At 29.3% G+C, this 13,257-nt stretch carries 9 protein-coding genes and 1 pseudogene; 8 read left to right on the forward strand and 2 right to left on the reverse strand.

What is annotated here, in order from left to right:
- Window positions 1-138 precede the first annotated feature (138 nt).
- The 5 genes and pseudogenes from I4V51_RS19120 (at window position 139) to I4V51_RS19140 (ending at window position 4,267) form a co-directional block, all read left to right on the forward strand.
- On the forward strand, window positions 139-1,269 hold the full coding sequence (locus I4V51_RS19120) for an iron-containing alcohol dehydrogenase (RefSeq protein ID WP_195990032.1): 1,131 nt from the start codon (window positions 139-141) through the stop codon (window positions 1,267-1,269).
- A 53-nt stretch (window positions 1,270-1,322) separates the two neighbouring features.
- A complete protein-coding gene (locus I4V51_RS19125; protein ID WP_195990033.1) occupies window positions 1,323-1,559 on the forward strand; it encodes a hypothetical protein in 237 nt (78 codons plus the stop codon).
- Between the two features lie 165 nt (window positions 1,560-1,724).
- A pseudogene (locus I4V51_RS19130) lies at window positions 1,725-2,605 on the forward strand (aminotransferase class III-fold pyridoxal phosphate-dependent enzyme); the annotation flags it as partial.
- Between the two features lie 136 nt (window positions 2,606-2,741).
- A complete protein-coding gene (locus I4V51_RS19135; RefSeq protein WP_195990034.1) occupies window positions 2,742-3,758 on the forward strand; it encodes a D-alanyl-D-alanine carboxypeptidase family protein in 1,017 nt (338 codons plus the stop codon).
- A gap of 89 nt (window positions 3,759-3,847) precedes the next feature.
- On the forward strand, window positions 3,848-4,267 hold the full coding sequence (locus I4V51_RS19140; RefSeq protein WP_195990035.1) for a TM2 domain-containing protein: 420 nt from the start codon (window positions 3,848-3,850) through the stop codon (window positions 4,265-4,267).
- 37 nt (window positions 4,268-4,304) lie between these two features.
- Here I4V51_RS19140 and I4V51_RS19145 read toward each other — a convergent pair whose 3' ends face one another.
- Together I4V51_RS19145 and I4V51_RS19150 are read right to left on the reverse strand one after the other, a co-directional pair.
- A complete protein-coding gene (locus I4V51_RS19145; protein ID WP_195990036.1) occupies window positions 4,305-5,717 on the reverse strand; it encodes an MDR family MFS transporter in 1,413 nt (470 codons plus the stop codon).
- Between the two features lie 120 nt (window positions 5,718-5,837).
- Entirely contained in the window at window positions 5,838-7,703 is a 1,866-nt protein-coding gene (locus I4V51_RS19150; protein WP_195990037.1) for a carbohydrate-binding domain-containing protein, read from the reverse strand.
- A gap of 328 nt (window positions 7,704-8,031) precedes the next feature.
- Here I4V51_RS19150 and I4V51_RS19155 point away from each other — a divergent pair, with 328 nt between their 5' ends.
- The 3 genes from I4V51_RS19155 to pulA all read left to right on the forward strand — a co-directional run bounded on the left by I4V51_RS19155 (window position 8,032) and on the right by pulA (window position 13,123).
- On the forward strand, window positions 8,032-8,784 hold the full coding sequence (locus tag I4V51_RS19155) for a polyphosphate polymerase domain-containing protein (RefSeq protein ID WP_195990038.1): 753 nt from the start codon (window positions 8,032-8,034) through the stop codon (window positions 8,782-8,784).
- Entirely contained in the window at window positions 8,778-9,467 is a 690-nt protein-coding gene (locus tag I4V51_RS19160; RefSeq protein ID WP_195990039.1) for a DUF4956 domain-containing protein, read from the forward strand. The genes I4V51_RS19155 and I4V51_RS19160 overlap by 7 nt, the downstream gene beginning before the upstream one ends.
- A 224-nt stretch (window positions 9,468-9,691) precedes the next feature.
- Window positions 9,692-13,123, forward strand: a complete 3,432-nt coding sequence (gene pulA / locus I4V51_RS19165) for a type I pullulanase (RefSeq protein ID WP_195990040.1) — start codon at window positions 9,692-9,694, stop codon at window positions 13,121-13,123.
- Window positions 13,124-13,257: the final 134 nt, after the last annotated feature.

A 13,257-nucleotide genomic window follows, 5' to 3' on the forward strand; every position in this document is an offset into this window, starting at 1 on the left:
GACGTGCGAGTAGCACGGCCAGTAACAGAGCCTTATAGGCGTAGAGCAAACCACCCGTTTTACGGGTGGTCCTGATTTTTAGAATTAAGTTTATAAATAAATTAAATTATTTTAATATGAATAAGAGGAGATGGAAAAATGAATTTTAATTATAATTTACCAGTTAATTTATTATTTGGGGTAGGGAAAAGTAATGAAATAGGAAAGGAAGTAAAGAAGTATGGAAATAAAGTGTTAATAGTTACAGGAAAAAATAGCACTAAAAAAAGTGGACTTCTTTATAAGGTTATAGATTTATTAAATAGCGAGAATATTAGTTGTGAAATATTTGATAAGGTAATGCAAAATCCACTAAGCAATATAGTTTATGAAGGTGCTAATTTAGCTATTAATAGTAAATGTGATGTTGTTTTAGGATTAGGTGGAGGAAGTATAATGGATGCTGCAAAAAGTATAGCTTTTTGTGCTAAGAATTCAGGAGATATTGAAGATTATATATTTGGAGTTAAAATGGGAAATGATGCATTACCAATAGTATTAGTTCCAACAACTTGTGGGACTGGAAGTGAGGGGAATTCATTTTCTGTAATAACTAATTCTGAAACAAAGGATAAAAAATCATTAAGAGATAATTTAATAGTTGCAAAGTCATCTATTATAGATCCAGAACTAATGATGACAATGCCAAAATCAATATTAGCAAGTGTTGGATTTGATGCCTTAGCACATAATATGGAGGCTTACCTTTCTAAAATAACTAATCCATTAGTCGAAATTCAAGCTATATATGGTATGAAATTAATAGCAGATAATTTACCAAAAGTATATGGCGGTTCTGATGATTTAGAGGCTTGGGAAGCTATTACATTAGGAAGTACTTTGGGGGGAATGGTTATAGGAGTAGCAGGTGTTACAGTACCACATGGAATGGAACATCCAGCAAGTGGGCTTAGAGATATAGTTCATGGAAAGGGATTAGCTGCATTAACACCAATAATAATAGAAAAGTCATGGAAGTATGATATTGAAAAATATGGAGTAATTTCAAAAATATTAGGAGGGCAAGAAGCGAAAGATTGTAGAGAGGCTGTTGATAGATTTTTAAGTAAGATTGATTTAAAGGTTAAACTAGGAGATTTAGGAGTAACTATTGATGATGTTGAATGGATGACAGAGAACTGTTTTAAGGTATCAAAAGCAAGTATAGTAAATCATACAAAGGAATTTTCTAAAGAAGAGGTTGAAAAAATATATGAAGAATCTATATAAGATAATAAAGTTTTATTAATTGTTGGTGAAAGGGGGGCTTATAGATATAAATAATGGTTAAAGATATTTTAAAATTAGAATCTCTTTCTAGTATGGAAATGATAGCTGGGGCAGGTGGGATAGAAAGGTATATTGATTGGATATATGTTGCAGAATGTTTTGACGATCCATTAGAATCTATACTTGAAAGTGATAAGAAAATCAAAGTAGTAAATAGTATTAATATAATAGAAACATATTTTAAGGAAAATTGTAATGTTATTAGTACTTCAGATAAATTATTAGATTAAGATAGTCTATGAGCGCCATTATTTATTATTGATTATAATTTAATAAAAAGGACAAAGACGTCTTTCAGCGTAATGATCCATATAAGATTTACTTTAGGTCATAGTTGAAAGACGTTATCTTATTTATAATAAGGAGGGGGATTTATGAAAAGCGAAGATAAGTTTGAAGGGGTATTAAATAAAGATATAGATGGTAATGTTTTATTAGATTTTGCTGCAGGTATAGGAGTTCAAAATATAGGTCATTGTGATAATAAAGTTATTGGTGCTATAAAGGATCAAGTAGAAAAATATATTCAACCTTGTTTTAATATAGCTACTTATGAACCATATGTTGAACTTGCAAAGAAATTAACTGAAATAACTAATGAAGATTATGAAAAAAGGTTATGATTTCTAATAGTGGAGCAGAAGCTTTAGAAAATGCAATAAAAGTATCAAAGGCATATACCAAGAGAGCTGGAATATTATCTGCCAATGGTTCATTTCATGGTAGAACTCTTATGACTATGTCTACAACAAGTAAATACAAGCCATATAAAAATGGTTTTGGACCATATGCATCAGATAATATAAGTTTAACTATCATTATTCTTATAGAGAGCCAAAGGGTGTATCGGCAGAAGAATATTCAGAAGAGTGCTTAGAAAGATTAAGAACTATGCTAAAAACTACTATTTCCTTAGAGCATATAGCATGCTTAATAGTAGAACCACTTCAAGGTGAAGGCGGATTTATCGTTCCTTCGGCTAAATATATGCAAGGATTACAAAAAAATTGTAATGATAATGAAATAGTATTTATTGTTGATGAGGTACAAGCAGGATTTGCAAGAACATGAAAAATGTTTGCTTATGAGCATTAAGGAACCTGCATCAGAATTAGTTAAGGAAATAATAGATAGTTGTTTTAAAGACGGTGTAATAATAAATGAGGGATTATTAAGTAATGTTATCAGATTTTTACCATCACTAGTTATGACAAAGGAACAAGCAGAGTATGCAATGAATGTCCTAGAAGTGGCACTTAGTAAGGCAAATAAGTAATAATATTTATATAAAAAGAGATATATCGTAAAGATATATTTCTTTTTTTTGAAAAAATATTATAAATTTATATAAAAATGTATTATAATAAACAAGTAAATTTGGAGAAATGTACTAAAAATGGATGGAGATAAGAATGAATAAAAAATTAATAGGAAATATTATATTAGTATTTTTTATAAGTATTGTTATGTATATTTTAATGGTTAGTAGGCCTAAAAATATAGTAATAAAAGTTGATGGGAAAATTATAGAACATAAAAGTACTGGTAAGAATGTTAAAGAAATAATTGATGAAGCAAATATTAAATTGAATAGAGAAGATAAAATTAATTATAGCCTTGAAGATAAAATAATTAATAATCAAGAAATAGTAATAAATAGAATTTATAGTATAGATGAAGAAGTAATTGAAGAAATTGATTTTAAAGAAGTAATAGTTAAGGACTATAAGACTGTCAGTGGAGAAAGTAAAGTAATTTCTGAGGGGATTAAGGGCGAAAATAAGAAAAGTTATATAGTAACTTATGAAGATGGAAAGGAAATTGATAGAATTTTAAAAGCTGAAGAGATAATTAAAGAACCTACAGATAAGGTTGTGTCAGAGGGTATTTTTGAAGAAAATAGCTTAACTGTTTGTGTAAATAAAAATAGGAAAATATCTTCTGATTACGAACCACAGGATTTAATTTTACCTAATGTACGAGCTATGAATAGTGAAAGTAGTTTATATATGAGAAAAGAAGCGGCTTTAGCATTAGAAAATTTATTTAATGCTGCTGAAGAACAGGGATTATATTTATATGCAACATCAGGGTATAGGTCTTATAGCACACAGAAAAGTATATATAATCCATATAGCGGATATTCAGCTCCTCCAGGTGCTAGTGAGCATCAACTAGGATTAGCAATGGATGTAACATTACCTGAATATGGTTCAAGACTTTATGTTAAATTTGGAGAAAGCGAAGAGGGAATATGGCTAAGAGACAATGCATATAGGTATGGTTTTGTTATAAGATATTTAGAAGGAAAAGAAGATATAACAGGATATAATTATGAACCTTGGCATATCAGATATTTAGGAGAAGATCTTGCAAAAGAGTTATATGAAAGAGGAATCACACTAGAAGAATATTATGGGAATTACTAATTTTAATAATAGTAATTAACCTATTAATCCTATAAAGAAAAATTTAATCATATAATTTTAATAACCATAATTGAGAGGGGGAAAATGTTATGTATTGTAGGGACTGTGGTCAGCTTATAACCAATGATAGTTTAAGGTGTACGAACTGCGGAACTAAAAAAGGTTTGGGTGATAATTATTGTTACAAATGCGGATCACGAATAAAAAGTCATAATATTGAGATTTGTCAGTTTTGTGGTGCGAAGTTAAATAATAATATTAATGAATTAGATACAGAAGTAAAAAATAAATTACTAGCTGGTTTATTGGCACTTTTCTTAGGTGGTATGGGAATACACAGATTCTATTTAGGATATATCAAAATTGGAATAATACAATTGTTATTATGGTTTTTCGGGTATTTTACAAATGGAATAACTTGGGGAATGGTTCAAATATGGGCAATTATAGAATGTATATTAATATTTTTAGGGAAAATAAAAGATTCTAACGGAAATTCATTAGAATAAATATTTAGTTAAAAAATACGGTTAAAAAACCGTATTTTCAATCTTTAACTTTAATTTCTTTCTTTTTTATTACAAAGAAAGCTATTATAAGCCCTATTAATGTTAATGCAGCTGTAGAAGCAAATGAAATATTCATACCATAAACTTGAGCTTTGGCAGGATCGGTATAGCCAGATGAAATACTAGCTTTACTCATTAGTGTTACTATTATTGAAGTTCCAATAGAACCTGCTACTTGTCTTAATGTATTATTAGCAGCATTACCATGAGCATAAAGGTTTCTATGTAAGGAGTTTAGTCCTGAAGTTGTTAATGGCATCATAAGCATAGATATTCCCAACATTCTTATTGCATAGACGGATATTACATAAATAATAGGGGTAGATACATATAAAAATGAAAGTCCGAAAGTACCTAAAGTAAGGATGGTTAATCCTGTTAGAGCAAGGTACCTAGCACCAAATCTATCAAAAAGTTTACCTGTAATTGGATTCATAATTCCCATTACTATTGCACCAGGCATTAAGGTTAGTCCTGTATTAAAGGCTGAAGAGCCTCTTACATCTTCAAGATACATAGGAAGTATTAGTTCAGATGAAATTAATCCAGCATAAGCAATCATTACAATTATAGTTGAAAAAGTAAAGATTTTACTTTTGAACACTGTCAAATTAAGCATAGGTTCTTTCATTTTTAATTGTCGCCATATAAAGATTATAAGAAAAACTATGCCTAAAAGTAGTGGTAAATATACATTAATATCAGTCCAACTATAATTTCCAGCATTGCTAAATCCAAAAAGTAATCCTCCAAATCCGATTGTAGAACCAATGAATGAAATAATATCAAATGACATATCTCTATTTTCAGTAACATTCTTTAATAAAAAGTATCCTAATATTAAGTCTAAAACTGCAAATGGAAAGGTTACATAAAATAAGTATCTCCAAGGATAGTTATTTATTATCCACCCGGATAATGTAGGACCTATGGCTGGAGCAAAGGCTAGAACTACACCTACTATTCCCATAGCAAAGCCTCTTTTTTCTATAGGGAAAATAATCAAAAATACTGTTTGCATTAGTGGAACTATTATCCCACTAGCAATTCCTTGAATTAGCCTTGCTGATAATAACATAGGAAAATTAGTTGCAAAGGCACCTATAATAGTTCCAATAGTAAAGAGGCCTATAGATACAAAAAATAAAGTTCTATTTTTAAATTTATCTATAAGAAAAGCTGTAAAAGGAATTATTATACCAGTAGCGAGCATATATCCTGTACTTAACCATTGAACTGTAGATACGCTTATATTTAAATCTTTCATTATATCTGATAAGGCAACATTCATAAAGGTACTATTTAAAAAGCAGATAAATGCTCCTAAAAGAAATACACCTGCAATTATTAGTACATTGTAGCCGTTATCTTTAGTTGATGGAGTAGCCATAAAATCACCTCATAAAATTTGATATATGAAGTTATATTTCCATAATTAAAGAAGTAATATACTATAAAAAGAATTGTGCTAAAAGTAAACACAATTCTTAATATTATCTAGTATATAATTCTAATTTCTAGGTCTTTTATTTCCACTATTTCCGCCCATGTTTCCAGGCATATTATTATTTCCACCAGAACCTACAGTACTTGAAATACTTGAAGTAGTAAAGTTACCAACTTCACTTCCACCAGTAGAGCTGCCACTTATATATAAACCATCCGTTGATTCTCCATTTGAAGTACAACCAGAATAAACTATATAATTGGTGCGACTTTGTAAATTAGGAGATGATATTATTACTGATTGATATGTTTTTGATGGTGCAAAGGTAACTATATCTTCGCCATTTTCATTTTTTATACTAATTAAAGTATTAGCTGATTGTGAAGAGGTAAAGATATTAACAAAGTTTTGCCTAGAAGAGGTACTTGGTGATTGAGCCATTCCTGAGCTACCAGCAGCAATAAATACACCCCCATTAATATTACAAGTTGAATCGTAATCTAAAGCTCCATTACCGTTATTTTCAGGACCATTTACAATGACAGTACCTTCATTCATTTCAATAGAGCCATTTGCATCAATACCATCACCAGAGGCATTTATATAAATATATCCACCGTTAATAGTAATAGTTCCATCGCTAGAGGAACTAAAGTTATTTTGACCAGGTCTACCATTAGTAGATGAAGAATCATTTCCACCAGCTGCATTTAATCCATCATCACTAGCAACTAGATGAATAGTTCCATTATTAATTGTTATGTCTGTGCTTTCAATTCCCTCATAAGATTTAGTAATATTTATATCTCCACCGTTTATTTCAAGAGTAGTATCAGAATGAATACCATCATCACCAGATGAAATTTCAAAAATTCCTCCATTAATTACTAAACTATTATTTGAATGAAGAGAATCATCAGATGAATCTATATTAAAATTACCAGCATCAATTGTTATAGTATTTACTGCTTTAATTGCTTTTGCACTACTAGTATCGGTTGAAGAACTAGTATTACTATTTTCCCATTGTCCCCAAGGGCTTTGCATATTATCAGTATTTGTACTACTATTAGCGCTACCACCACCAGATGTAATATTAATTGTACCATCAGTTATATTAACATTTGTTTCTGCTTGTATTCCATCATTTTCAGAAGTTATGTTTAATGTACCACCTTCAATTGACACGTAACCTTTTGATGTATCTTCAGTATTAGTTGATTTTAAACCATCTCCAGATGCATTAATAGTAATATTACCACCTTTTATAGTTATGGAATCCTTACCCATAAGTCCATCGTCAGAAGAAGTTACAGAAATATTTCCTCCTGTTATTTTCAAATCATCCTTACTTGTTATACCATTATTATAATTAGCATTAACATTTAAAGAACCAGTACCCTTAATAGTTAAATCATCTTTACTAAATATTGCTGCATTAGGTTCATCAGTAGATGTATCTTCAAAAGTATATATTTTACTATCATTAATAGTGTTTTCAGTACCATCAGGTAAGACTATTATTGCATTTTTGGCTGATTTAACATAAATTGGTGCACTATTTGAACAAGTTAAATTTACATTGTTAAGGATTAAATAAACATTTTCTTCAGATGCACTATCAATAATTATTTGAGCATTAGAAGAGGTTCCAGTTATTGAATAGGTACCACCATTATTAATAGTAACTACATTATTATTTACTGTGGCACCATTACCGTTAATGCTTATTGTATTATCTAATGAAATAGAGGCAGTAATACCACCCATTTCTTCATCTACATTTTTATTAGTACTATCGCTGTTATCATTTGTTGTAGTAGATTCAATAACAGTATCATTAGTACTGTCTGTAGTTGTTTTTGAACAAGACACTGAACTGAAACATAAAGTTGCAACAGTTAAGGCTATAATAAATTTTTTCTTCATAATTTCCTCCAAATACTTTAGTAAAATTATTAAAATCTCTAAAAATATATTATCAATAAAACCTTAAATTAATCTTAAGTGAAGTTCTAAATCTTCGATTTAGTTAACTGAACTTACTCCTACGATCGAAGGGAGGAGGAGTTTCCTAAATTAATTATAAATTTCGATTTAGTTAACTGAACTTACTCCTAGGACTGAAAGGAGGAGTTTCCCTAAATTATATATATTTAGAAGTTAAAATTAAGTTAAATAATTTAAGATTTTTTTAAGGTTCGAAATTTATAATTACATTAAACAATGGAATTAAGGAATTAGAGGAGGTTATTTAATGGCAATAAAATCATTTAAGAGATATGAAAAGAAATATTTATTAAATCAAATCCAATATGATGAGCTTATAAAAAGATTAAATAAATATATGGATCCAGATGAACATTGCAAAGATGGGAAAAATTATAGTATTTATAATATTTATTATGATACAGATGATAATCAAGTAATTAGACATTCTATTTCAAAGCCCTATTATAAAGAAAAACTTAGATTAAGAAGTTATAAGGTTCCAAAATCACCAGATGATAAAGTTTTTTTAGAATTAAAAAAGAAGATTAATGGGGTAGTCAATAAAAGAAGGGTAGTTTTAACTTTAGGAGAAGCATATAAATTTTTAGAAATTGGCATAAGACCTAAGAAAGATGACTATATGAGTAATCAAGTATTAAATGAAATAGAATACTATTTAGATAATAATAAAGTAAGTCAAAAGGTTTATATAAGCTATAGTAGAAAAGCTTTTTTCTGTAAAAGTGATAAAAATTTCAGATTAACATTTGATTCAAAAATAATTACAAGAAGAGAGTATTTATTTTTAGAGTCAGGAAGTTTTGGAGATGAACTTTTAGAAGAAAATCAATATTTGATGGAAGTTAAAATTTTAGGGGCAATACCATTATGGTTAGTAGAGATATTATCAGATTTACAAATTTATAGTGCTAAGTTTTCTAAATACGGAAACGAATATATGAGATATTGTTTAAGTAAAAATAATGTTAGTGAAATAAGGAGAGAAAAAATATGTTAGAAACGATAATTGCATCGACGACTGGAGAATCATTTACGTTATCAAATGCGTTAATTGTAATAGGAGCATCAATAATATTAGGATTTATTATTAGTTTAGCGTATATGTATACACATAAAAAGGAGGGATATGCCCCTGGCTTTACATTAACATTAATAATGTTACCAGTAATAATTTCAATAATAATTTTATTAGTTGGAAATAATGTTGCTAGAGCCTTTAGTTTAGCTGGAGCTTTCTCAATTATTAGATTCAGAAGTGCACCTGGAGATCCAAAAGATATTTCATATGTATTCTTTACTTTAGCAGTTGGTTTAGCTTGTGGTATGGGGTATATTGGATATGGTGTTATAGTTACAGTAATATTATGTTTAGTTATGATAATTTTAGATAAACTTAAATTTGCAATGCCTAAAACTAAAAGTATGAAGCTTAAAATTTTAGTGCCAGAGGATTTAAATTATGAAGGAGTTTTTGACGAAATTTTAAATAAGTATACAAATTCATGGGTAGTTGAAAGTATTAGAACAAGAGATTTTGGTGCATTATTTGAACTTTGTTATAGAGTTCATTTAACTGAAGATGTAAGTCAAAAACAGTTTATTGATGAATTAAGATGTAAAAATGGAAATTTAAATATAGCATTAACTTCAGCAGGATTAGAAGAGAAAGTTTATGTATAATAAATTAAAGAGGAAACGGTTAGATATTAATCGTTTCTTTTTTTTGTATCAAAATTAATATTATATGTGAAATTATTATATTTTTTTGTGATTTAAATATAAAAAAAGAAGGTGAAATTTCACAATCCGGAAAAGGTTTACAAGGGGTGATTGTATACTTATAATGAATTATGTAAAACAAGTAATTAAAAGTTGTTTTAATAAATATAATGGGAGGAAAATTTATGAGAAAATTCAAAAGGGCTTTAGCAGCAATATTAAGTTTAATAATGTGTATAGCATTTATTCAACTACCAATTTCTGTACAAGCTGAAAAAAATTCAGAAATAAGTGTTAAGGCATCAGAAGAGGTTTATGTAAAGATTAGATATAATAGACCTGATGGAAATTATGATGGATGGAACCTTTGGGTTTGGGAAGCTGGAAAAGATGGGAAGCGTATTGACTTTATAGGAGAAGATGAAGATGGTAAGTTTGCTGTTGTAAAAACATCAAAGGATGCAGATCAATTAGGATATATACTTCGTAGAAGTGAACAAGGTAATGAATGGGCTGAAAATTATTTTGGATCAGATAAGTTTGTAGATTTATCAGCTGGTGATACAGAAGTTGTTATTAATCATAAAGAGGATAATAAGGATGTAGAACTAAAGGAAGTAAATAGGGATTTTGAAAAAGTAACTTTAAATCTACATTACTATAGATTCAATAATGACTATGATGAATGGGATGTATGGGCTTGGTTAGATCCAAATCATGGTGGTAATGGACATGCGTTTAATGGGGAAGATGATTTTGGAAAAACTACTTCAATAGTATATGAAAATGTAGTAAATGCTAAGGAAGCTGGAATCGGTATCATTATTAGAAAACCAGATTGGTCAGCTAAGGATATTGAATTTGATAGATTTATTAATTTAGCATATGCGAATAATAGTGGTGAAATAAATGCTTATTTAGTACAAAGCAATTCAGAAATTGTTTTTAGAGCAGAAGATGCTGTTAAAGATCTAGCAATTACATCTGCTAAAATAGACTCATTAAATGAAATTAGCTTTACTACTAATGTAAAAATGAGTAAAGATTTAACTATAGAAAATGTTTCTTTAAAAGAAAATGATGAATTAATAAAAGTTAAGAGTTTAGAGATAAATGAGAACCTAATTTCAGGTAAAATAGTAACTGAAAAAGAATTAAGTTTGACTAATGAATATAATTTAGAGATGGATGGATATACTGGAAAATTAGTGACATTAGGAAAGATATTTAATTCTCAAGAGTTTGAAGATTTATATCATTATAATGAAGAGTTAGGAGCTTTATATTCAAAAGATAAGACAAGTTTTGTATTATGGTCTCCAACTGCAACAAGTGTAAAATTAGCATTATTTGATGCTGGTAATGGTGTAGATGCAAAAGAAATTAAAGAAATGACTAAGGGCGAAAATGGTATTTGGACTTTAGATGTTAATGGAGATTTAAATGGAACTTACTACACTTACTTAGTGACTAACAATGGAGTAGAAAAGGAAGTTACAGATCCATATGCAAAAGCGGTTGGAGTAAATGGTAATAGAGCAATGGTTATTAATTTAGATTCAACTAATCCAGAAGGTTGGGAGAATGATGTAAAGCCAGAGTTTGTAGATGCTACAGATGCTATAATTTATGAGTTACACATAAGAGATTTTACTATTGATTCATCATCAGGTGCTTCTATGGAAGTTCAAGGCAAATATAATGGTGTATGGGAATCTGGTACAACTTTATTTGGTAATGGAGATATTAAAACAGGAGTTGATCACTTAAAGGAATTAGGTATAACACATTTACATTTATTACCTACATTTGACCATAGATCAATCGATGAAACTAAGCTAGATAAGGCACAATACAATTGGGGATATGATCCTCAAAACTATAATACACCAGAAGGTTCTTATTCTTCAGATCCATATGCTGCAGAGGTTAGAGTAGAAGAATTTAAGAAAATGGTAATGGAACTTCATAAAGCGGGAATAAGAGTAGTTATGGATGTAGTTTACAATCATACAGGAGCTACAGCAGATTCACACTTAAATTTAGCTGTTCCAGATTATTATTATAGACAAAATGAGGATGGCGGATTCTCTAATGGTTCAGGATGTGGTAATGAATTAGCATCTGAACGTTCAATGGTTAGAAAAATGATGGTAGATTCAGTTAAATATTGGGCTGAAGAATATCATATTGATGGATTTAGATTTGACTTAATGGCACTTCATGACATAACAACAATGAAGGAAATAAGAAATACTTTAAATGAAGTTGATGATAGTATATTAATTTACGGTGAAGGATGGACTGGTGGAGGTACACCATTACCTAGCGAAGAACAAGCATTAAAGGTTAATACTGTTAAATATGGAGATTTACAAATAGCAGCTTTTAGTGATGATATGAGAGATGGAATTAAGGGGCATGTATTTGAAGATACTACACCAGGATTTGTAAATGGATTCAGAGGCCTTGAAGATGTAGTGAAATTTGGTATAGTTGCATCAACTAAAAATGATCAAGTAGAATATACTGGTGGACCGAATCAATATTCTGGATATGGTACGACAGCATGGGCAAATCAACCATATCAAACAGTAAATTATGCATCAGCACATGATAATTTAACTTTATGGGATAAATTGCAAACTACAAATCCTAATGCAACTAAAGAAGAGCTTTTAGCTATGAATAAGATGTCAGCTGCACTTGTATTAACATCGCAAGGGATTCCTTTCTTCCAAGCAGGAGAAGAAATGGCTAGAACAAAAGTTAATGAAGATGGAAGCTTTAATCATAATAGCTATAATGCCCCAGATAGTGTAAATAAAATTGATTGGACAAGAAAAGAAGAGTACAGTGATTTATTTGAATATTATAAAGGATTAATAACTTTAAGAAAAGCTCATAAATCATTTAGAATGAATACAACTAATGATATACAACAAGGTCTTAACTTCTTAGATGTTAACGAAGCAAATGTTGTAGCATATACTTTAAATGGTGAACAAACAAATGATTCATGGAATAACATTGCAGTTATATTCAATTCTAATGATAGTGCAGTTGAAGTTGAATTACCTTCAAGAGATTGGACAGTAGTAGTAAATGAGGAAAAGGCTGGAGTTGAATCATTAGGAACTATAGAAGGAGGTAAAATAATAGTTCCTGCAAAAGCATCATATGTTTTAGTGGACACTAAGAGTTATAATGATTCTATAGAAGATGATAAAACAGATGAGAATGATCCATCAGTAGATGTAAAACCAGAAACAAATGAAAAGCCAGTTATTAATGCTAAGGATTTAGTATTAAAGGTTGGAGATAACTTTGATGCTCTAAATGGTGTTACTGCATCAGACAAAGAAGATGGAGATTTAACTTCTAAAATTCAAGTTCTTGAAAATACAGTAAATACTAAAAAGGCTGGAGATTATAAGGTAACATATAAAGTTACAGATAGTGATAATAATGAAACAACATTAAGTATAAAAGTAAGTGTTAAAGCTAAAACATTACCTATTACAGGAGGAGAAAATTCCGTAGTATTATTAGCTATATCATTAGTAATTGTTGCTTCAGGAGTATTTGCTATAAATGGGAGAAGAAAAAAAGCATAGTATTTAATATTAAGTTAATTATAAAAAAGTGGTAGAGAATAAAGATTTAAAATGTATCCTATAGAGTAGACATGATAAAAAAAGTCTACCCTATAGGGTTTTTCTATTTATAATAGATTTATAACGTTAGGAGT

Origin of the sequence: Clostridium sp. D53t1_180928_C8 (genome assembly GCF_015667795.1) — a bacterium.
Lineage (GTDB): Bacteria > Bacillota > Clostridia > Clostridiales > Clostridiaceae > Clostridium.

Bases quoted from the DNA above. Each gene is read 5' to 3' on its own strand.
- I4V51_RS19125 (WP_195990033.1), top strand. From the start codon at position 1,323: ATGGTTAAAGATATTTTAAAATTAGAATCTCTTTCTAGTATGGAAATG.
- I4V51_RS19145 (WP_195990036.1), bottom strand. From the start codon at position 5,717: ATGGCTACTCCATCAACTAAAGATAACGGCTACAATGTACTAATAATT.
- I4V51_RS19135 (WP_195990034.1), top strand. From the start codon at position 2,742: ATGAATAAAAAATTAATAGGAAATATTATATTAGTATTTTTTATAAGT.
- I4V51_RS19160 (WP_195990039.1), top strand. From the start codon at position 8,778: ATGTTAGAAACGATAATTGCATCGACGACTGGAGAATCATTTACGTTA.
- I4V51_RS19120 (WP_195990032.1), top strand. From the start codon at position 139: ATGAATTTTAATTATAATTTACCAGTTAATTTATTATTTGGGGTAGGG.
- pulA (WP_195990040.1), top strand. From the start codon at position 9,692: ATGAGAAAATTCAAAAGGGCTTTAGCAGCAATATTAAGTTTAATAATG.
- I4V51_RS19155 (WP_195990038.1), top strand. From the start codon at position 8,032: ATGGCAATAAAATCATTTAAGAGATATGAAAAGAAATATTTATTAAAT.
- I4V51_RS19150 (WP_195990037.1), bottom strand. From the start codon at position 7,703: ATGAAGAAAAAATTTATTATAGCCTTAACTGTTGCAACTTTATGTTTC.
- I4V51_RS19140 (WP_195990035.1), top strand. From the start codon at position 3,848: ATGTATTGTAGGGACTGTGGTCAGCTTATAACCAATGATAGTTTAAGG.